19 protein-coding genes, 2 tRNA genes, 1 rRNA gene and 1 other RNA gene are annotated in these 21,377 nt (G+C 45.3%); 12 read left to right on the forward strand and 11 right to left on the reverse strand.

What is annotated here, in order from left to right; genetic code table 11:
* Positions 1–56: 56 nt before the first annotated feature.
* The 3 genes from RH45_RS02465 (at position 57) to RH45_RS02475 (ending at position 413) form a co-directional block, all read left to right on the forward strand.
* A tRNA-Thr gene (locus tag RH45_RS02465) sits at positions 57–132 on the forward strand.
* Positions 133–189: 57 nt separating this feature from the next.
* Positions 190–305: ribosomal RNA gene (gene rrf, locus RH45_RS02470) — 5S ribosomal RNA — on the forward strand.
* Between the two features lie 31 nt (positions 306–336).
* Positions 337–413 (forward strand) — tRNA-Asp (locus RH45_RS02475).
* A 101-nt stretch (positions 414–514) separates the two neighbouring features.
* Here the strand turns inward: RH45_RS02475 and RH45_RS02480 are convergent.
* The 5 genes from RH45_RS02480 to leuA all read right to left on the reverse strand — a co-directional run bounded on the left by RH45_RS02480 (position 515) and on the right by leuA (position 6,202).
* A complete protein-coding gene (locus RH45_RS02480) occupies positions 515–1,297 on the reverse strand; it encodes a DUF547 domain-containing protein (RefSeq protein WP_008073444.1) in 783 nt (260 codons plus the stop codon).
* 124 nt (positions 1,298–1,421) lie between these two features.
* Positions 1,422–2,024: a 3-isopropylmalate dehydratase small subunit gene (leuD, locus tag RH45_RS02485; protein WP_008073446.1), complete on the reverse strand. Its 603-nt coding sequence runs from the start codon at positions 2,022–2,024 to the stop codon at positions 1,422–1,424.
* Between the two features lie 10 nt (positions 2,025–2,034).
* On the reverse strand, positions 2,035–3,435 hold the full coding sequence (gene leuC, locus RH45_RS02490) for a 3-isopropylmalate dehydratase large subunit (protein ID WP_008073448.1): 1,401 nt from the start codon (positions 3,433–3,435) through the stop codon (positions 2,035–2,037).
* A 71-nt stretch (positions 3,436–3,506) separates the two neighbouring features.
* Entirely contained in the window at positions 3,507–4,598 is a 1,092-nt protein-coding gene (gene leuB / locus RH45_RS02495; RefSeq protein ID WP_008073450.1) for a 3-isopropylmalate dehydrogenase, read from the reverse strand.
* 56 nt (positions 4,599–4,654) lie between these two features.
* Positions 4,655–6,202 (reverse strand): 2-isopropylmalate synthase, encoded by a 1,548-nt coding sequence (gene leuA, locus RH45_RS02500; RefSeq protein WP_008073452.1) that lies wholly within the window; start codon positions 6,200–6,202, stop codon positions 4,655–4,657.
* A gap of 561 nt (positions 6,203–6,763) precedes the next feature.
* On the opposite strand from leuA, the gene RH45_RS02505 reads away from it, so the two are divergent.
* The 6 genes from RH45_RS02505 to ilvN all read left to right on the forward strand — a co-directional run bounded on the left by RH45_RS02505 (position 6,764) and on the right by ilvN (position 14,316).
* On the forward strand, positions 6,764–7,288 hold the full coding sequence (locus tag RH45_RS02505; protein WP_008073454.1) for a phosphatase PAP2 family protein: 525 nt from the start codon (positions 6,764–6,766) through the stop codon (positions 7,286–7,288).
* A gap of 7 nt (positions 7,289–7,295) precedes the next feature.
* Entirely contained in the window at positions 7,296–8,342 is a 1,047-nt protein-coding gene (locus RH45_RS02510; protein WP_008073461.1) for an MJ1255/VC2487 family glycosyltransferase, read from the forward strand.
* A gap of 386 nt (positions 8,343–8,728) precedes the next feature.
* Positions 8,729–9,688, forward strand: a complete 960-nt coding sequence (leuO, locus tag RH45_RS02515; protein ID WP_008073463.1) for a transcriptional regulator LeuO — start codon at positions 8,729–8,731, stop codon at positions 9,686–9,688.
* Positions 9,689–9,851: 163 nt separating this feature from the next.
* On the forward strand, positions 9,852–11,660 hold the full coding sequence (locus RH45_RS02520; RefSeq protein WP_008073465.1) for an AMP-dependent synthetase/ligase: 1,809 nt from the start codon (positions 9,852–9,854) through the stop codon (positions 11,658–11,660).
* Positions 11,661–12,095: 435 nt separating this feature from the next.
* A complete protein-coding gene (locus RH45_RS02525; protein WP_008073467.1) occupies positions 12,096–13,820 on the forward strand; it encodes an acetolactate synthase 3 large subunit in 1,725 nt (574 codons plus the stop codon).
* Between the two features lies 1 nt (position 13,821).
* Entirely contained in the window at positions 13,822–14,316 is a 495-nt protein-coding gene (gene ilvN, locus RH45_RS02530; RefSeq protein ID WP_008073469.1) for an acetolactate synthase small subunit, read from the forward strand.
* A 67-nt stretch (positions 14,317–14,383) separates the two neighbouring features.
* On the opposite strand, the gene serA is transcribed toward ilvN, so the two are convergent.
* The 5 genes from serA to RH45_RS02550 all read right to left on the reverse strand — a co-directional run bounded on the left by serA (position 14,384) and on the right by RH45_RS02550 (position 17,707).
* On the reverse strand, positions 14,384–15,613 hold the full coding sequence (gene serA / locus RH45_RS02535) for a phosphoglycerate dehydrogenase (RefSeq protein ID WP_008073471.1): 1,230 nt from the start codon (positions 15,611–15,613) through the stop codon (positions 14,384–14,386).
* A gap of 242 nt (positions 15,614–15,855) precedes the next feature.
* A complete protein-coding gene (gene rpiA, locus RH45_RS02540; protein ID WP_008073473.1) occupies positions 15,856–16,512 on the reverse strand; it encodes a ribose-5-phosphate isomerase RpiA in 657 nt (218 codons plus the stop codon).
* 62 nt (positions 16,513–16,574) lie between these two features.
* Positions 16,575–17,162, reverse strand: a complete 588-nt coding sequence (locus RH45_RS02545; RefSeq protein ID WP_008073475.1) for a 5-formyltetrahydrofolate cyclo-ligase — start codon at positions 17,160–17,162, stop codon at positions 16,575–16,577.
* Between the two features lie 31 nt (positions 17,163–17,193).
* Positions 17,194–17,377: non-coding RNA, 6S RNA (ssrS, locus tag RH45_RS22770), on the reverse strand.
* A 21-nt stretch (positions 17,378–17,398) separates the two neighbouring features.
* Positions 17,399–17,707: a cell division protein ZapA gene (locus RH45_RS02550; RefSeq protein WP_008073477.1), complete on the reverse strand. Its 309-nt coding sequence runs from the start codon at positions 17,705–17,707 to the stop codon at positions 17,399–17,401.
* A 224-nt stretch (positions 17,708–17,931) separates the two neighbouring features.
* On the opposite strand from RH45_RS02550, the gene RH45_RS02555 reads away from it, so the two are divergent.
* The 3 genes from RH45_RS02555 to RH45_RS02565 are packed head-to-tail and all read left to right on the forward strand — an operon-like array spanning position 17,932 to position 20,949.
* Entirely contained in the window at positions 17,932–18,507 is a 576-nt protein-coding gene (locus RH45_RS02555) for a YecA/YgfB family protein (RefSeq protein WP_008073479.1), read from the forward strand.
* 12 nt (positions 18,508–18,519) lie between these two features.
* Positions 18,520–19,698: a 2-octaprenyl-6-methoxyphenyl hydroxylase gene (ubiH, locus tag RH45_RS02560; protein ID WP_008073481.1), complete on the forward strand. Its 1,179-nt coding sequence runs from the start codon at positions 18,520–18,522 to the stop codon at positions 19,696–19,698.
* 24 nt (positions 19,699–19,722) lie between these two features.
* Positions 19,723–20,949: an FAD-dependent 2-octaprenylphenol hydroxylase gene (locus tag RH45_RS02565; protein WP_008073482.1), complete on the forward strand. Its 1,227-nt coding sequence runs from the start codon at positions 19,723–19,725 to the stop codon at positions 20,947–20,949.
* Between the two features lie 52 nt (positions 20,950–21,001).
* Here the strand turns inward: RH45_RS02565 and RH45_RS02570 are convergent, their stop codons facing one another.
* Positions 21,002–21,208, reverse strand: coding sequence for a DUF1107 domain-containing protein (locus tag RH45_RS02570; protein ID WP_008073484.1), 207 nt, complete (start codon positions 21,206–21,208; stop codon positions 21,002–21,004).
* Positions 21,209–21,377 lie beyond the last annotated feature (169 nt).

Genomic DNA, 21,377 nt, shown 5'->3' on the forward strand with positions numbered 1-21,377 from the left:
ATAAGAGAGCCCGTTTGCAAGAACGGGCTTTTTTAGTCCTACCGGGACATCTTGATGCTGATATAGCTCAGGTGGTAGAGCGCATCCTTGGTAAGGATGAGGTCCCCAGTTCGAGTCTGGGTATCAGCACCATTTACTGTTTGTTTTATGCTTTTACGAAGAGTCTAAAGCAAAACGTAAAGAATTTTACTTGGCAACCATAGCGATTTGGACCCACCTGATTCCATGCCGAACTCAGAAGTGAAACGAATTAGCGCCGATGGTAGTGTGGGGTTTCCCCATGTGAGAGTAGGACATTGCCAGGTTCTTATTTAGACTCAAGAGTCTGACCAATGCGGAGTGGTAGTTCAGTTGGTTAGAATACCGGCCTGTCACGCCGGGGGTCGCGGGTTCGAGTCCCGTCCACTCCGCCATTAAATTAAGAAAGCCTAGCCTTACGACTAGGCTTTCGCCGTTTTAGAAGCCCGTTGCGTGAGCAACGGGCTTTTTGCGTTAAGAGTAATGAATAACAGCGTTATTTCGCTTCGTTTAAATCCCAATCATACTCATAACTGAGCTTACCGCTTAAGTTTGCTAATTCAGGGCGGTATCTGGCTAGGTGTTGAATCAGTTGTTGTTTGTTACCAAAATCTTCTGCAAACCAATCATAAATTGAAGAAAGCTGTGTTTTACCCTGTAATTGAAGAACGCCCTTATCACTATTAACAAACTCTTTAGCCGCTTTCTCTAATAGTTGCTCGGTGTTGTCAGCAGTAAACGCTATGGGTTGCAGGTTTGGGCAACCTAGACTGGCGCAATTCACGGCATAATGAGTGCGTGGGTCATTCCAAATAGGGCGTAAGATTCGGTGTTCTATATCATTTAGGGTCAGATCTTTACCGGCAACTTTGACTACTTCATCACCCCATGGTCCAAAGCTGAACAGTCCACCTAACTTTGTGATCGATTTGACTGGGTAGGCCTCAAGAATAAGCTCGACCGTTATCGCATTATAAAGGTTGACCCAATAAGCGTATTGCTGGTTTAAGGGGTAATCTCGTGGATCGGTTTCTGCGAGTTTAGCAATATACTGAGCTAGTTTCTGTTTGTCTTCGGATGACACGGAACCATATTTAACCAGTGTATAGTCACCGTCGGTAACTAAGTATCGATCTAGAAAAGACTGCCACTCTAGATGCGAAATGGTCGCCGTATTGGTTGAATTAGATTGTTGCCAAAAGGGCCAAAGATCGGATTTTGGTGCGGCGAACGATTGGAAAGAGAGAAAAGCCAGTAGTAGAGTAACAATGCGTCTCATTAGATTAAGTCCTTTTTGGAAAGTGCTTTAACTACTAGACCTAGCGATTAACGGGTTTGTTTCGTAAATAAACAAAAAAGGTTAGCCGAAGCCAACCTTTTGTTTGTCGAAACACGCACTTTACCTATTTCAGGAAGCTAGGAATGTTCGCTTCATAGGCGGCAATCTTGTCTTCGTGCTGAAGAGTCAAGCCAATGTTATCTAGGCCATTTAATAAACAGTGACGACGGAACTCATCAATTTCAAATGAGTATTCCTTGCCGTTCGCACGAACGACATTTGCTTCTAGATCGACTTCAACCTGCGCACCTTCGTTTGCTTCAACGAATTGGAATATCTCATCCACTTCTTGCTCAGTTAGGCGAACTGGCACCATTTGGTTATTGATTGAGTTGCCGTAGAAGATATCGGCAAAGCTTGGAGCGATCATCGCCTTGATACCGTAATCGGCTAGTGCCCACGGTGCGTGTTCACGTGATGAGCCACAACCAAAGTTTTCACGAGCGAGTAGGATAGACGCGCCTTGGTAGCGAGGAGCATTCATTACAAACTCTGGGTTTGGCTGCTGACCTGCGTCATCAAGGAAGCGCCAATCATGGAATAGGTGCTTACCAAAACCTAGACGAGACACTTTTTGTAGGAATTGCTTAGGAATGATTGCATCGGTATCAACGTTCGCTGCATCTAGAGGAACAACTAAGCCTGTGTGTTGTTTGAAACCTGACATCGTTCTCTCCTTAATCCAACTCACGAATATCGACAAAGTGGCCAGCGATCGCTGCCGCTGCTGCCATCGCAGGGCTTACCAAATGGGTACGGCCATCGCGGCCTTGGCGGCCTTCAAAGTTACGGTTTGAAGTTGACGCACAACGTTCGTGCGGACCTAAACGGTCATTGTTCATTGCTAGACACATAGAACAACCCGGTAGACGCCACTCAAAGCCTGCGTCTTTAAAGATTACGTCTAAGCCCTCAGCCTCCGCTTGGGCTTTTACTTGCTCTGAGCCAGGTACGATTAGCGCTTGCACGTTATCCGCGACCTTGCGACCTTTTGCCACTTCCGCAGCAGCGCGCATATCTTCTATTCGCGAGTTAGTACAAGATCCAACGAATACTTTATCAACCTTGTAGTCAGACAGCGCTTTACCAGCTTCTAGACCCATGTAAGCCAAGGCTTTTTCTGCCGATGCTTTTTCTACTGGATCAGCAAAGCTTTCTGGAGCCGGGATAGGTTGGTCAACGGCAATGACCTGACCTGGGTTAGTGCCCCAAGTTACTTGTGGTTTGATGTCTGCTGCGTTTAGCGTTACGACAGCATCAAACTCGGCATCGTCGTCCGTCTTTAACGATGACCAGTATTCGATTGCCGCTTCTAAGTCTTCACCTTGCGGTGCGAACTTACGACCCTTGATGTATTCGAATGTGGTTTCATCTGGAGCGATAAGACCAGCTTTCGCGCCTAGTTCGATAGCCATGTTACATACTGTCATACGACCTTCCATCGTAAGATCAGTAATCGCTTCACCGCAGAACTCAACCACGTAACCAGTACCACCTGCAGCCGTCGTTTCACCGATGATGGCTAGTACGATATCTTTTGCCGTGATGCCAGGTGCAACCTTGCCTTTTACTTCGATCTTCATCGTTTTGGCGCGCGCTTGTTTTAGCGTTTGTGTTGCTAGAACGTGCTCAACCTCGGAAGTACCGATACCAAATGCTAGTGAGCCGAATGCACCATGCGTTGCGGTGTGTGAGTCACCACAAACGATCGTCATGCCTGGAAGCGTGATACCTAGCTCAGGTCCCATAACGTGTACAATACCTTGGTATTTATGGTTGATGTCGTAAAGCGTGACACCAAACTCTTCACAGTTTTTTGATAGCGTTTCCATTTGGATACGCGCCATCTCACCGGATGCATTAATGTCTTTTGTTTGTGTGGAAACATTGTGGTCCATGGTCGCAAATGTCTTGCTTACTTGACGAACCTTGCGACCTTTCTCACGTAGACCGTCGAACGCTTGTGGAGACGTAACCTCATGAACCAAGTGTCGGTCTATGTATAAAATTGGGTTCTCACCCTCAGCGGCTACCGCAACGTGTGCGTCGTAGACTTTTTCGTATAATGTTTTGCCCATTATCACTATCCTGTGTATAGCTCCTGACAACGGCTTATCAGGAGCGAATAATTATTATCTGTCTGCTTAAATTAAGAGTTTAAGATGTACTCTGCGATCTTATCGCCCATTTCTGAAGTCGATAGGGCCGGCTTGTCACCTGATAGATCGCCCGTTAGTTCACCTGCTGATAGCGCTTTAGATACCGCAGCCTCAATGTCTTGAGCGGCAGCTTCTTCACCTAGACTGTAACGTAGCATCAGTGCAGCCGATAGAATTTGCGCAACTGGGTTGGCAATATTCTTACCTGCGATGTCTGGCGCACTGCCACCTGCAGGTTCGTATAGGCCAAACTTGCTTTCGTTTAATGAGGCCGAAGGAAGCATCCCCATCGAGCCCGTGATCATTGCGCATTCATCAGAGATAATGTCACCGAAGATGTTTGAACACAGCATAACGTCGAACTGAGCGGGATCTTTGATTAGCTGCATGGTAGCGTTATCGATGTACATGTGTGATAGCTCAACATCTGGGTAATCTTTTGCGATCTCTTCAACCACTTCACGCCATAGGATAGAGCTTTGCAGTACGTTTGCTTTATCGATAGAACATACTTTCTTACGACGTAGTCGCGCAGACTCAAAGGCAATCTTTGCGATACGTTCGATCTCGAAGCGGTGGTAAACCTCAGTGTCAAAAGCTTTCTCGTTTGGACCTTCCCCTTCACGCCCTTTTGGTTGGCCAAAGTAGATGCCACCAGTTAGCTCGCGCACAACTACGATATCGAAGCCGTTTCCTGAGATGTCTGCACGTAGTGGTGAAAACGCTTCTAGGCCTTTATGGATCTGTGCTGGACGTAGGTTACAGAACAGTTGGAAATGTTTACGCAGAGGAAGTAGCGCACCACGTTCAGGTTGATCGTTGGGTGGTAGGTGTTCCCACTTTGGACCACCCACGGAACCAAATAGCACCGCATCTGACTCTTCACATGCTTTTATGGTACTTTCTGGAAGTGGACAACCGTGATTGTCGATGGCGATACCGCCAACGTCGTGCTCGTCGCGAGCGAATTCAATGCTGTGCTTCTTTTCAATTGCATCAAGTACTTTGTGTGCTTGAGCCATTACTTCTGGGCCAATACCATCGCCAGGTAAAACAGCGATTTTGTAAGTTTTGTCTGTCATGTTATTCCTTTAATTTTTATGTTGCCCCAGGGCGACTCTCGTCCCTGGAGTCTGTTTTATACTGTTGCGATTTTATTCTGTTTGATTTCGGCGATTTGGTCTGCGCGATGGATGCTATTGATTACGTGCAATAGCGCTTGCCCAGAAGCTTCTACAATATCGGTGGATACGCCTGTACCGTGGTATTTACGACCTTTGTAGTTCGCGATGATGTCTGCTTGGCCTAAGCCGTCTTCACCTTCACCTTTCGCGGTTAAATCAAACTTGTCTAGCACAATATCATAACCAGTTACGCGATAGATACATTGGTAAAGTGCATCAACTGGGCCGTTTCCTACAGCGGCCTCAGAGGTTTCTTGGTCGCCGCATTGAAGTTTGATGCTAGTTGTTGCCATCACGCTACCAGATTGAACGCTTAGGTAGTTCAACTTGTAGAAGTCATCTTCCTCACGCAAGTTAGAGAAGTGCATTAACGCTTCTAGGTCGTAATCGAAAACTTGCCCCTTACGGTCTGCTAGTTTTAGGAAGTCTTCGTACAACGCATCTAGATTGTATTCCTCTTCTTTATAGCCCATTGCATCCATATGACTTTTCACTGCAGCGCGGCCAGAGCGACTGGTTAGGTTTAAGGCTTGGTTTTTAAGACCAATAGACTCAGGTGTCATGATCTCGTAAGTGTTTTTGTTCTTTAACATGCCATCTTGGTGGATACCAGAAGAGTGGCTGAACGCGTTCGCACCAACAATGGCTTTGTTATCTTGAATTGGCATATTACAAAGCTGGCTGACCAACTTGCTGGTGCGATGGATCTCTTCATGTTTAAGGCCAGTATGAACACCTAACAACTCTTGGCGGGTCTTGATGATCATAGCGATCTCTTCCAAAGAACAGTTGCCTGCACGTTCACCAATGCCATTAATGGTACCTTCAATCTGACGTGCGCCCGCTTGTACTGCGGCAATGGAATTCGCAACAGACATTCCAAGGTCATCATGACAGTGAACAGAAATAATGGCTTTATCTATATTTGGTACACGGTTGAACAAGGTTTGAATGATGCCGCCAAACTCATTAGGCACTGTGTAGCCAACCGTATCTGGAATGTTGATGGTGCTGGCACCTGCGTCGATGGCGGCTTCCACCATACGACATAAGTTATCAATCGGGGTGCGTCCAGCGTCTTCACACGAGAATTCGACATCATCGGTATACTGACGTGCATGTTTAACGGCTTTTACCCCCATCTCAACGACGTCATCGTAGCTACGGCGCAATTTATCTTGAACGTGTACGGTAGAAGTCGAGATAAAAGTATGGATACGGAATTGCTCGGCAACTTTCAAAGCTTCTGCTGCAGCATCAATATCTTTTGCAACAGCACGTGAAAGAGCACAGATGCGGCTGTTTTTGATGTTGCGTGCGATGGTTTGTACCGATTCAAAATCACCTGGTGAAGAGACTGGAAAGCCCGCTTCAATTACATCAACGCCGAGCCTTTCTAGCGCATAGGCAATTTGCAGTTTCTCTTTAACTGTCAAGCTTGCTGACAACGCTTGTTCGCCATCACGTAAAGTGGTGTCGAAAATAATGACTTGATCGTTCATGTGTGCTTCCTTAGTGATTTCGATGCCTGAGGCATCAGTTAATCGTTTACTTCCGGTATTTAGATATAAAAAAACCCGCATCTGTGTGCGGGTCTAGTGTCATTCTGTGTGGGAATTTTTCTTCCACAGCCAACCCGCGCGATTATGTCACGATAAGGAGGAGGCTCAGCAGGAGAGAAAAACGTTTAATCATTGTTAACGGTTCCTTTAAGCGGTCGTTAATTAATCCACAAATTTAAGTTAACAAATTAGTACCGTACTCAAACGGTCACGTCAACCGCTAAACAAGAAAATGGTCATTTTTTTTCTGTAGGGAGGCTTTATAAGAATAAATGGTGGCTTTTCGACGAATATTTAATTACTTCACCGGATGATTCCTTATGAATGATTCGGCGAGCTTTTGATAGAGATGGGTTGCTCCGGTAAAGCAAAGTGCGCTTCTTTGGTTATCCCTTTCTATGTTCTCCGTTTAAATTGTCATTGGATCTCCGCCAAAGCTTCATGGTTCTGTCACTGTTCTCTTCTAATTTTGAACGCATAACGTCGCAAAGGAGCTATACAATGCGTTCGATAGAGCCTATTGCCAAAATGGATTTGGCGTTTTCATTATTTTGTTTACAACATAGATTTAGTCTGCCTTTATCTCGCGTAAGTAAGGCAGTGTCTCATACTGGCGATGGTCATCTTTATGCGGTGATCGGTCTGCTCGCTTGGTGGTTTGATGGTGAGATTGGGCGCTGGTTACTGCTTGCTGGACTCATGGCCTTTTCTATCGAGCTTCCTATCTATTGGCTTGCCAAGAATCTTTTTAAGCGACGCCGTCCTCAAGAGCTGTCTGAGTTGGTCACTTCTTTCATTACCCCATCTGATCGCTATAGCTTACCGTCAGGGCACACTGCTGCCGCTTTCTTAATGGCGACATTATTAAATGTGTTTTACCCCGATCTCGGTGTGTTTGCTTTTGTTTGGGCGAGTTTGATAGGAGCTGCACGTATTATGCTCGGCGTGCATTTTTTGACTGATGTGGTGTTGGGATCACTATTAGGTATTGCAAGCGCCCAACTGGCTTTAAGCCTTTTATCATAGGTGAAATATGAAAGTTTTGTATGGAGTTCAGGGAACGGGGAATGGACATATTGCCCGCGCAAGAGCGATGCGTAAGGCATTAGCACTGCGCGGTGTAGAGGTGGACTTTCTCTTTAGTGGTCGAGATCAAAGCAAGTATTTTTCAATGCAGGACTTTGGCAACTATCAAACACGTCGTGGCTTAACCTTTGTGACGCAAAATGGACAGGTGAATTACCTTAAAACGGCGTTAAAAAACAATCTTGTGAGCTTATGGCGAGAAGTTAATGGTCTAGATTTGTCTCATTATGATCTCGTGTTGAATGATTTTGAGCCGGTCACGGCTTGGGCGGCAAAAAAACAAGCGAAACCTGTCATCAGTATTAGTCATCAAAATGCTTTTCGTTACAGTGTTCCACTCAAAGGGGCAACTTGGCTCGATAAAAAAATCATCGAGAATTTTGCCCCTGCTGAGTATCACATAGGACTGCATTGGTATCATTTTGATCAACCTATTTTGCCACCTATTGTCCATACCGCAGATACACAAGCTGATGTTGAAGACTTTGTCTTGGTGTATTTGCCTTTTGAAGCTCTCAGCGATATCTCGGAGCTATTACTGCGTTTCTCTAGTCAGAATTTTGTTTGTTATCACCCTGATATCATCGATGCGGAGCAGATAGAGAACATCCAATTATTGCCTTTGAGTTTCGAAGGTTTTCAGTATCATTTACATCGCTGTGCAGGAGTCATGGCTAATGGCGGATTTGAACTGCCTTCTGAGGCTCTAACGCTTGGGAAAAAGTTGTTGCTCAAACCGCTTGCGGGTCAGTTTGAACAATTAAGCAATGTGGCAACTCTAGAAGATTTAGGGATGGCGACCTGCATGGAAAGCCTCAATGCGGCGACAGTGCGCCAGTGGTTAGATGAAGAGCAGGCGGAAAGTGTCCATTACCCAAATGTTGCCCAAGCGATTGTAGATTGGATACTGAAAGGAGAGTGGAGCAGCCAAACCGATCTCACCACTAAACTGTGGGAGCAAGTCGACTTTCCCAGTTACGTCACCAATATATAGTTTCAGTTAGTCAGCCAGAAAACAGCATCTAATCATTGATGCTGTTTTTGTATTTAGTGATCAATTAATCAGCGAGGTTTATGGTCTGACACTCGCCATTAACATGTTGTGAAAAGTTATTTTAGCTAGCTAAAAACAGGCTTAGAAAAGCTTGAGGTTTTTTTATAATTGATATAACTATTTGATTTGTAGTAATTATCTTATTAAGTAAGTAAAAAATACTGATTAATTGTCAATCTTGTTGCCAGCCTCTGATTGATTCGTTGATAGTAGGGTTCTGTTGGAAATTATCTAACAAATAAATATTACAAAAGCAGGTTATCTATTCCTAACCGCAATTCACTTTCAGAACCATTTACACTGATGAATATCAAGAGGCTTGACCCATGATCGATAAAAAAGAATCTATGAGTGCCATCGCTAGTTACCGCATGGAAAGCACTCTACGTGGAGTAGATCTAAACCTTCTCACTGTTTTCGATGCAGTAATGCAAGAGCAAAATATTACCCGTGCAGCACACAATCTGGGCATGTCTCAGCCTGCTGTAAGTAATGCAGTCGCTCGCCTTAAAGTGATGTTCAATGATGAACTCTTTATGCGCCAAGGTCGTGGCATTCAACCAACTCAGCGCGCTCGCCAATTGTTTGGCCCAGTGCGCCAAGCGTTGCAACTTATTCGTAATGAACTTCCAAGTTCTATCTTCTCTCCAGAAACATCGACGCGCCTGTTTAAGCTTGCGATCTGCAGCCCATGTGACATGCGTTTTGCTCCAAACATCATGACGAACATCCATGAACAAGCGCCAAGCGTGCAGCTTCATTTAGATGCTGAGTTTGATCGTCAGTTGGCTGAACGCATGCGCTACCAAGAGATTGACTTCGTTATCGATTATGCTCGATTTGACGATCAAGGTTTCTCAAGCACTGAAATTTTCCAAGATGAGCTTGTTGTTGTTGCGGCTAAGTCTCATCCACGTATCCAGTCGCAGGTAACGCCTGAACAGTTACGTGCAGAGCGCCACGCTAAATTGTCTCGAGTTCACGGCCAACGTAGCTTCTCTGAGCAGGCATACCGTGAAATGGATGTGCAAGCGTACTACGAAGGAACAAGCTTAAGTAACGTATTGTATGTTGTTGGCCAATCGGAGCTTGTTACCATTGCACCGCGTTGGATGGTGGAAAATGCAGCCAATAAAGACCAACTGCAAGTGTTAGATTTCCCATTTGAAAATGGCAAGATCAGCGGCTTCTTGAGCTGGCATGAATCGAGTGAAAAAGACAAAGGTCATATCTGGCTACGTGACCAGTTAATGATGATTTGTGGCGAGGTTGTCGCACTCGACTAATCTTTCGTCACTTTGTCTTTAAAAACCTTGAGTGGTCTGCGGTCATTCAAGGTTTTTTACTATTTAATTGATAACTTTGATACGCGTCAGTTGCCTTTTATGACCCGAAATGTACACTTGTGCGCTCAAAAAAGCTTACATGTGTAAGCTAAAGGTAAAGAAGATGGCCAACTTAGATTTTCATATCGTAAAACGAATTCGTGAACAGATTGCTAAAGGCGGCGATCGTATTGCTCTCAAACATAAAGTGAGCGATGTGTGGAACGGCATCAGTTGGAAGCAATTTGGTCAGCAGATCGACGCGTTATCGCTGGCACTATTAAGCCGCGGGTTACAAGTCCAAGATAAAATCGGCATATTCTCCAACAACATGCCTCAATGGACAGTGGCTGATTTTGCGGCATTACAACTTCGTGCCGTTACTGTACCTATCTATCCGACCAACACTCCAGCGCAGTCAGCGTATATTCTCCAGAATGCGGACGTTAAAGTTCTCTTTGTTGGTGAGCAGCCACAGTTTGATGCTGCTGTTTCTATTTTTGACCAATGCGAGCAGCTAGAGTTGATCGTTGCAATGTCGGATGACATTGACGTTGGCGAGCATGATTTTGCGTTACATTGGCAGCAATTTATTGCTCAAGGCACTAAAGAGCACCATGCTGAATTAGAGCAGCGCTTGGCGGATGCAAACTACGATGATTTACTCACTCTAATTTATACCTCAGGCACAACAGGCCAACCTAAAGGGGTTATGTTGGATTACGCGAACATTGGTGCTCAGCTAGAAGGGCATGATCAACGTTTAAGCCTGTCCGAAGATGATGTATCGCTGTGTTTCTTACCTCTTTCACATGTGTTTGAACGCGCATGGACTTTCTACGTCCTCTATAAAGGGGCAACCAACTGCTACCTGCAAGATACAATGCAAGTTCGGGATGCGTTGGCCGACGTTCGTCCTACGGTAATGAGCGCAGTTCCGCGTTTCTATGAAAAAATCTTTTCTGCAATTCATGAGAAAGTGGCTAAAGCCCCATTCATTCGCAAAGTGTTGTTCACTTGGGCGGTGAACATGGGCGCGAAGATGGCAGCTTGTCATCAAGAAGGACGTAACCCTTCCTTCGCCCTGAAAAAAGCCCATGGCCTTGCGGATAAACTGGTTTTATCGAAACTGAGAGCGCTTCTTGGTGGCCGTATCAACTTTATGCCCTGTGGCGGTGCAAAACTTGATGAAACGATTGGCCGTTTCTTCCATGCAATAGGGATTAACGTCAAGCTTGGCTATGGCATGACGGAAACTACGGCAACCGTCTCGTGCTGGGATGATCAGTGTTTTGATCCAGACTCCATTGGCATGGCTATGCCTGGTGCTCAAGTTAAGATTGGTGAAAACAACGAAATCCTAGTCCGTGGTCCAATGGTGATGCGTGGCTACTACAAAATGCCAGAAGAAACAGCCAAGACATTTGATGAGCATGGTTTCTTAAAGACAGGTGATGCCGGTCATATCGATGAAAACGGTAACCTCTTCATCACCGACCGAATCAAGGAACTGATGAAAACTTCTAATGGTAAGTACATCGCCCCTCAAATGGTTGAAGGAACCATTGGTAAAGATCATTTCATCGAGCAGATTGCGGTGATTGCTGATACGCGCAAATTTGTTTCAGCATTGATTGTGCCTTGTTATGACTCACTTGAAGAGTATGCCAAAGAGCTAAATATCAAATATCACGATCGTGTTGAGTTGATCAAACACCATCAAATCGTAGAGATGCTGGAGCAACGCGTTAATGATTTGCAGAAAGAACTCGCTAAGTTCGAGCAAGTCAAAAAGTTCAAGTTGTTACCTCGTGCCTTCTCTATGGATGAAGGTGAGCTGACACCAACGCAAAAACTTCGCCGGAAAGTCATCAACGATAAATATCAGGATGAAATCGAAGAAATGTACACAGATAAGTCTGATAACAAGTGATTTCCTGTTAGTTAATTTTTAGATTGATTAAATATCCCCCAAAAGCATTAGATTGTTGTTGGGGGATTTTTTTGTCTCGATGAAAAGTGAATTGAGTACAGGAATTCTGAGGCTAGAGGTTTGTTTGCTAATATTTTATTCTGAATTTTTAGGTAGGGCGTTTTCAATATTCTAATATCTCCCTTCTTTACGGCTGCATTTCCTTATACTCCTCCAATATACAGCATCTTGTTTAATTTGAGAGATAAATCGCATTAGACCCCTTGATAAGAAAACGTTACATTTGTTGCGTTAGCTTGCTTTTTGTTATCGAACAGCAAGACATAGCCGAAAAAGTGGAAGTATTTCGAATTAGGCTACGAATAAGACCTAGACTATGCAAAACCAGCCCAATTAGTTGACCTTATTAATTGGAGAACTGGTAAGGAGAAAAATATGGCAGCAATGTTGTCCGGTGCAGAGATGGTGGTTCAATCTCTGATCGAAGAAAGTGTAGAGCAAATCTTCGGCTACCCTGGTGGCTCCGTTCTTGATATCTACGATGCACTTCACGCGAAAGACGATCAAATCAAACACGTACTTGTTCGCCACGAACAAGCAGCAACTCATATGGCTGATGGCTATGCTCGTGCAACTGGAAAACCAGGTGTCGTGCTAGTATGTTCAGGTCCGGGTGCAACCAATACCATCACAGGGATTGCAACTGCATATATGGACTCAATTCCAATGATCGTGATTTCAGGTAACGTTCCAAACAGCTTGATTGGTAATGATGCTTTCCAAGAGTGTGACATTGTGGGTGTATCGCGCCCTGTAGTGAAACACAGTTTCTTAGTGAAAAGAGCAGAAGACATTCCTGAAACGGTGAAGAAAGCGTTTTATATTGCGACGACAGGTCGTCCTGGTCCCGTCGTGATTGATTTACCAAAAGACGTGATGAACCCGCAAATCAAACTGCCATACGAGTACCCTGAAAGCATTTCGATGCGTTCATACAAACCAACAACGACAGGCCATAAAGGTCAAATTAAGAAAGGCCTTAAAGCGCTGCTAGAAGCGAAAAAGCCGGTATTGTATGTTGGTGGTGGCGCGGTTATCTCAGAAGCTGACACACAGTTACTCAAGTTAGCTGAAGCGCTCAACTTACCAGTCGTGAGTACCCTGATGGGGCTTGGTGCTTTTCCAGGTACTCATAAAAATTCATTAGGAATGCTCGGTATGCATGGTGCTTATGAAGCCAATATGGCGATGCACAATGCTGATCTTATTTTTGGTGTCGGTGTACGCTTTGATGACCGTACTACCAATAATTTAGAAAAATACTGCCCTAATGCCAAAGTAATGCATATTGATATCGATCCTTCTTCGATCTCTAAGAACGTTAAAGCGGATCTGCCGATTGTAGGATCTGCGGAAAAAGTACTCGAGAGCATGCTTAAGCTGCTGGAAGAGCAAGGCGGTGTTAATGATGCTGAAGCAATCCAAAGCTGGTGGGATGATATTCAAGTATGGCGCGATCGCGATAGCTTAGCATTTGAAACTTCTCCAGAACGCATTAAGCCGCAGCAAGTCATTCAAACCTTACACAAGCTCACTAATGGTGATGCTTACGTTGCGTCTGACGTTGGTCAGCATCAAATGTTCGCCGCGCTTTACTACCCATTCAACAAACCTCGTCGCTGGATCAACTCTGGTGGTTTAGGCACGATGGGCTTTGGCTTGCCAGCTGGTATGGGTGTGAAGTTTGCCAAGCCAGATGAAGAAGTGGTTGTTGTTACGGGGGATGGCAGTATTCAAATGAACATTCAGGAATTGTCGACCGCAATGCAGTACGATATCCCTGTTAAGATCATCAATTTGAACAACCGTTTCCTTGGTATGGTTAAGCAATGGCAAGACATTATTTACCAAGGTCGTCACTCTAATTCTTACATGAGCTCAGTCCCGGATTTCGCCGCCATTGCGGAAGCTTACGGTCACGTAGGTATTCGTATTGAAACTGTCGATCAACTTGAGTCCGGTTTAAAGCAAGCGCTTGAAATGAAAGATCGCCTTGTATTTGTAGACATTAACGTTGATGAAACTGAGCACGTATACCCTATGCAGATCAAAGGCGAGGGTATGGATAAGATGTGGTTAAGCAAGACGGAGAGAACCTAAGATGAGACACATTATTTCGCTTTTAATGGAAAACCAACCTGGTGCCCTGTCTCGTGTTGTCGGCTTGTTTTCTCAGCGTGGCTACAACATCGAGTCATTAACAGTCTCGCCAACGGATGATGAGACTTTGTCGCGTTTGAATATCACAACGATTTCAGACGAAATGAAGCTAGAGCAGATTCAAAAACAACTTAATAAGCTCATTGATGTGCTTAAAGTGCAAGAAGTGTCAGAGCTTGAGCATATAGAGCGTGAGCTGATGATGGTCAAAGTTAAGGCCAGTGGTTTTGCTCGAGCCGAGGTTAAACGGACCGCAGACATATTCCGTGGCCAAATCGTCGATGTGACGTCTTCTCAATATACGGTTCAGCTGGCTGGAACGAGTGAGAAACTTGACGCGTTCATTCAGGCGATTTCTGAGGTGACAGAAGTGATAGAAGTTGCGCGCAGTGGTGTCGTTGGTATTGCCCGCGGAGAGCGTGCTCTAAAGCCTTAATGAATCTGAATTAATAGCAATAAAAAACCACCGCTCAGCGGTGGTTTTTTGTCTCTGGATGACAGGATTAGTGAAGTATACGGGCACGAATGGTGCCTTCAATTTTCTTCAGCTTAGCGAGTGCTTCTTCGGAGCGGCCTGATTCCACATCGATAACCACATAGCCGATGTCTGCTGCTGTCTGTAAGTATTGACCCGCGATGTTAATGCCTTCTTCAGCGAAGATGGTGTTAATTTGCGTTAGGATACCTGGACGGTTTTTGTGAATGTGCAGTAGACGTGAGCAATCACGGTGCTCAGGCAATGATACTTCAGGGAAGTTGACGCTCGATAAGGTTGAACCATTGTCGGAGTATTTCGCCAATTTACCTGCCACTTCAACGCCAATGTTTTCTTGTGCTTCTTGAGTTGAACCACCAACGTGAGGCGTCAAAATTACATTGTCGAATTTCTGTAGCGGAGACTCAAACGGATCCGCATTGGTCTTAGGTTCAACAGGGAATACGTCAATGGCGGCACCAGAGAGGTGACCAGCTTCAAGCGAGTGACACAAGGCTTCGATATCAACCACAGTACCACGCGCCGCGTTGATGAAAATCGCACCTGGTTTCATGCGTGCGAACTCTTCTGCGCCCATCATATTCTTGGTTTCAGGTGTTTCAGGTACGTGAAGAGAGATAACATCACATTTGTTGAGTAATTCACTCATTGTATGTACTTGAGTTGCGTTGCCTAGTGACAGTTTATTTTCAATATCATAGAAGTAGACACGCATACCTAAGTTTTCAGCAATAATACCCAACTGAGTACCGATATGGCCGTAACCGATAATACCAAGACGTTTACCACGTGCCTCATTGGAGCTATCGGCACTTTTTTTCCAGATACCGCGGTGGGCTAGGGCATTCTTCTCTGGGATGCCACGAAGGAGTAATAAAATTTGACCCAATACCAGCTCAGCAACACTGCGTGTATTTGAAAATGGTGCGTTAAACACTGGAATACCGCGCTCTGCCGCCGCGTCAAGATTAACTTGGTTAGTACCGATACAGAAACAGCCAATCGCAACCAATTTCTCAGCCGCATTAATGACTTCTTGTGACAAGTTGGTACGGGAACGAATACCAATAAAATGCGCATCTTTAACTGCTTCGAGTAGTTCTTCTTCTGGTAGCGAGCCTTTGTGATACTCAATATTGGTGTAACCAGCAGCTTGCAATACTTCTACAGAAGATGGGTGTAGACCTTCTAGGAGTAAGATCTTTATTTTTTCTTTTTCCAGTGAGACTTTGGCCATTATCTTCGTCCTTAAAATGGGGAAATTGGGGCTTAACTGGCGCACATCGGCAAAAATAACGTTTTATGAGCACTTATATGTGACGCAAACGTTTTCCTTGTGCGTCTTCTGCTCACTAAGTTAACAAAAAAAATACAGCTTGGGTAAGAAAATTACGGAATAAGTGATAATTTTTATAGAGAGAAAAGGAAAAACGGCACCGAATGATGCCGTTTGTAAGGAAATAACGAAAAGAAACCCAATTAGTCTTCGATTTTCGCACCTTCCGGTGTACCGGTAATAACCACATCCGCACCACGGTGAGCAAACAGGCCAACCGTCACGACACCAGCGATCGCATTGATCTTGTCTTCAAGCTGCTTAGGGTTAGTAATTTCCATGTTGTGAACGTCTAGGATAACGTTACCGTTGTCTGTGACGACGCCTTCGCGGTAGGCAGGATCACCACCTAGCTTGACCAGTTCACGAGCAACGTAAGAGCGCGCCATTGGAATCACTTCAACGGGCAGTGGGAAAGCGCCAAGCACGTCGACGGCTTTCGTGTCATCGACGATACAGATAAACTTGTCGGCAATAGCCGCTACGATCTTTTCACGAGTCAGTGCGGCACCACCACCTTTGATCATTTCGCGAGAGGCATTGATCTCGTCTGCGCCGTCAACGTACACGTCAAGAAGCGCCACTTCGTTGCTGTCAAATACTTCAATACCCAACCCTTTAAGCTTCTCAGTTGAAGCTTCAGAACTGGATACTGCACCTTTGATATCGTCCTTAATTGTGCCTAGAGCGTCGATGAAGTGATTAACTGTTGAACCAGTACCGACACCAACAATGCTGCCTTTTTCAACATACTTTAGTGCTGCCCAACCAGCTTCTTTTTTCATTTCATCTTGAGTCATGCCCATCTCCTAGTGAGGTTAAATTCGGTGGATTGCGGCGCGATTATATCTTCTATCGCATTTTATTCCCAATCCCAGATCTGGCTTGGCGTCACTATTTTAGGTAGCGGTACATCCCATGCCTCTGTTGGGAGTTGAGCCACTTGCTGGCAGTCATGGGCTAGGCCTATTGGTTTTGGTCCTTGACCTCGTAGAAACCATGAAGACAGAGTTCGATCATAGTATCCACCGCCCATGCCCAAGCGCTGGCCTGATGCATCAAAAGCCACCAAGGGAGTACAGATAATATCGAGTTGGCTAATCGGGTGAATTTGGGTTTGATCGAGTTTTGGTTCTGCAATGGAATAGCGATTGAGCACCATCGGGGTCGATGGAGAGTAGCGTAGAAACAACAGATGCCCTTTAGAGAAAGGGTGGATAACAGGCAAGTAGACTTTTTTACCTTGTTGCCATAGCCATTCGATAAGTGGCATTGTCTCAATCTCACCGTCGGCAGTGAGGTAGAGGGCAATGTGTTGAGCTGAGGCTATTTCAGGCAGTGAAGAGAATTGACGCACGAGATCAAGGCCTGCAATGTGCTGTACATCGCTGCTTAGTTGATTACGAGTTGCTCTAATTTGCTTGCGGATTGCTTGACGAGAAAGTGTCATTTGAAATACCCATGTGTCTGGGTATCAAGGAGGATACCCCAGAGTGCCGTTGGAGATGTTTGACCCATGAACCAGCTGGTTCAGGGCGGATCAGCAATGGCTACCGTAGGCTTCTCGGTACATGCCGAGCTTGCTCAATAGCAACCAAGTACTAACCCTTTGGTATTGCTTATCGGCTCAGGGACGTAATCCCCTAACGCACACTCCAGGGTAAATTCTTGTTTTGGTGGTAAAGGCTATTGCTGTCCTGGCTTTACTTTACTTAATGCATCGCTTAACGATGCGCTGAGCAATTCCATGCGCTCAGTTAATTCGCTTTGCTGCTCTTGTTTAACACTATCACGGCTTTCCAATTCGTGACAGAAATTCAGCGCAACAAATGTCAGTAATTGAACTTCGTTGGTGATCTTGGTTTTACCAGCCATCTCTTGCAGGTTGTCATCCAGTCGTTTCGCCGCCTTAATCAAAGACTCTTCTTGCCCAGCTGGACAATTTACACGAGTTACTCGACCTAAAATTTCTACTTCAACTGCTTGATTACTCATATCAACTCTGCACGCTACTTGGGGTGACTCTGCAGTTTGTCACCGAGGGGGAAACTATAGGAAAAGCATTGTTAAGATTCAAGCCTTTCGCAAACAACTCTGCGGTAATGACACAGTAATTGGACAAATTGTGTAAAAGCTATCCACTATTGCTGAATCGTTCATTTCCGCTCGCAATGGTAAGTGGTAGGATTACCATTATTTGCAAAATTGTAGGTCTCTTGATGAGTAACAAGCAACTTCCTGATTACTTAACTTTAGCGAGTGAATTGCAATCTTCTGGTATTGCAGTAAACCCAGCCGAATTACATGGTCTGTTAACAGGTATGTTAAGTGGTGGTTTAAGTTTAACTGATAACAGCTGGCAACCTCTGGTGTTCGATTATACCAATGATGGTATGGGGTGGCCGATGCAAGTATTGAAACTGGCGGAAGCTACGCTTGAATTTACCACTCAGGAGCTCACTGGTTCTGGAATGGATCTGGAGATCTTACTGCCCGATGAAGACGCGAGCGCTAGCCTTTTTGATATTGCTGATGGGTTGGCGGAATGGGTTAATCACTTTATCTCAGGTCTAGGTTTGGTTGGTGCCGACGTGAAAAAAGCACCAACGGACATCAAAGAAGCGCTGATGGATTTAGAGGAAATCTCGAAACTGGGCATTGATGAAGATGACGATATGGAAGAGCAAGCTCAGCTGCTAGAACAGGTCATCGAGCATGTTAAAGCGTGTGTACTTACCATTCACGCTGAATTTGGTCAAAAGCCTGTACAAGAAAAGGCTCCTACAATTCATTAATCAGGTATTGGCATGAAGCAGTTTGATGTTGTGATTGCAGGTGGTGCGATGGCGGGTATGACCCTCGCACTTGCGATAAATAAGCGAGCGCCTCAGCCGCTTTCGATAGCGGTGGTAGAGCCATTTAATGCTGATAATCTCGCTCATCCTGGGTTTGATTCGCGATCGATCGCACTCTCTTATGGAACGGTAAGCATCTTAAAGCAATTAGGGTTGTGGGCAGATATTGCGCCAGTAGCGACGCCAATAAACCAGATCCATGTATCAGATCGTTCTCACGCGGGAATGGTCGATATTTCCAGTCAAGAAGTTGGTTTGGAAAGTCTTGGTTATGTCGTCGAGTTGGCTGACGTTGGTCGTATCTACCAGAAATGCGTGACGCAAGATGAGAATATTCAACTGTTTTGCCCAGCGTCAGTGGTTGAAATAGAGCGTGAGCAGGCTTTAGCAACCGTTGTGCTTGATAATGGCGAAACCCTGTCGACCAAATTATTAGTGGCTGCTGACGGAGCCGTTTCAACTTGTTGTCAAAAAGTAGGTTTAGAGCTAAGCGAGCATGACTTTGACCAGGTCGCTGTCATTGCTAATGTTACGACGGAACAAGCCCATAAAGGGCGAGCGTTTGAGCGTTTCACCGCCAGTGGGCCAGTCGCTTTACTGCCAATGAGTGAAGGCCGTATGTCCTTGGTTTGGTGCTTAAAGCCACAAGATGCGCAAGCTATGATGGCGCTGGATGAGCAAGCATTTCTCTCTGAGCTTCAGACGATGTTTGGCTGGCGCTTAGGTAAACTTGAGAAAGTTGGCCAACGAGCCAGTTACCCTCTGCTGCTTCGTTACCGTCAACAAAATATCTCACACCGTTTTGCTATTGTTGGTAATGCTGCACAAACCTTGCACCCTATTGCTGGGCAAGGATTTAATTTAGGTATTCGTGATGTCGCAAGCTTAGCCGAAGAAATTGCCCGTCACAGTGAAGACCCTGGCGCTTATTCAGTGTTAAGTAAGTTTAAGCAACGTCGCCAAGCCGACAGGCACGCAACGATTTCCCTAACATCCTCATTGGTTCATATTTTCTCCAATGATTACCTTAGCTTGCGTATTGGACGCAACCTTGGGTTGGCGATGATGGACAACATACCGCCGTTAAAAGCGCCACTGTTGGCGAGAACATTAGGTTTAGTGACGAGATAACTGCTCGTATAAGGAAACAATCAAATGATGCAAAGCGTAGATATTGCCATTGTAGGTGGTGGCATGGTTGGACTCGCGTTAGCGGCAGCATTCAAAGATACCGAGTTAAGAGTCGCAGTAATAGAGAGCCGTGAGCCAGAAACTGAGCTTGCTGATTTACCTGATGTCCGCGTTTCCGCTTTGAGTCGTTCAAGTGAAAACATATTGCGTAATCTAGGTGCGTGGCAAGGTATTGAATCGCGTCGTTGTGCACCATATTCCGCGATGGAAGTGTGGGAGCAAGATAGCTTTGCGCGGATCGAATTTGATGCGAAGAAGCTCGCGCAGCCTGATCTGGGTCATATTGTAGAGAACCGAGTGATTCAATTAGCGTTGTTAGACCAAGTTAAACAGCAATCAAATGTGTTACTGTTTATGCCAGCTAAATGCCAATCTATGGCGATTGGTGAAAGTGAGGCTTGGTTGACACTTGATAATGGGCAGTCATTGACCGCTAAACTGGTGGTGGGTGCGGACGGCGCGAATTCTTGGGTTAGAAAGCAACAAGATATCCCTCTGACGCACTGGGATTATGGCCATAGTGCTATCGTGGCTAATGTTTGGACTGCGGAAGCTCACCAGAAAGTGGCAAGACAAACCTTCACCCCGCAAGGGCCACTCGCGTTCTTGCCAATGGGAGAGAGCAATATGAGCTCTATCGTTTGGTCAACCGAACCGAATAGAGCGGATAAGCTGGTGGCTATGTCAGATGTTGAATTTAATAAAGCGCTGACAGCTGAGTTTGATGCGAGGTTAGGCCTGTGTGAAGTCGTTGGTCAGCGGTTCGCTTTCCCCCTCAAGATGCGTTACGCGCGTGATTTTGCGGTAGAGCGAGTGGCGTTAGTTGGGGATGCTGCCCATACAATCCATCCACTCGCGGGTCAGGGAGTCAACCTTGGTTTACTAGATGCTGCAGGTTTAGCTCAAGAAGTTACTGCTCTGTGGCAACAAGGTGAAGATATCGGTACTAAACGAAATTTGCGCGGTTATGAACGCTGGCGCAAAGCGGAAGCGGCGAAAATGATTGCGGCAATGCAAGGCTTTAAAGACCTGTTCTCCGGCGGAAACCCTGCGAAAAAGCTGATTCGTGGTATAGGTATGACGATGGTGGGTCAACTACCAGGAGCCAAGGATGAGATAATGAAGCGTGCGTTAGGTCTAAAAGGAGACCTACCTATTCTTGCTCAGCGCAGTAAAAGCTCTGTGATTTAAAACAGCAAAGGGTTGGCGATTGCCAACCCTTTTCAATTCTTTAGATGCATTTTTAAGCGTATGCACAGCGAAGCTTCATGATCTCCTCATTAATCTCTTTCACTGCTTGAAAATGCCTTTTCTCTGCTTTTGCTGGGGGGAGCAGTTTACCGTTATCAAACTCAAATTTTCCAACCCCGTAGATGTAGATTCTTCCCTTAAATAGCCGACTTACGTGTTTAGCAATCATACCTGGTGTATAGCGCTTAAACAGTCTCATAAATAAATCCTTATGTTTAGCAAGCACTGCGAATTATACAAATTTCCCCCTTATAAATATGTGATAGTGGTGGAGGAATATGCAGTATTGGTGAGTAAATTGGATATTTGTGCTGATACAGACAAAAATCTAGAGAGTTATCCAATTTAGTGTGATTGTGACCTCAATT

It is taken from the genome of Vibrio sinaloensis DSM 21326 (genome assembly GCF_000189275.1).
GTDB lineage: Bacteria > Pseudomonadota > Gammaproteobacteria > Enterobacterales > Vibrionaceae > Vibrio > Vibrio sinaloensis.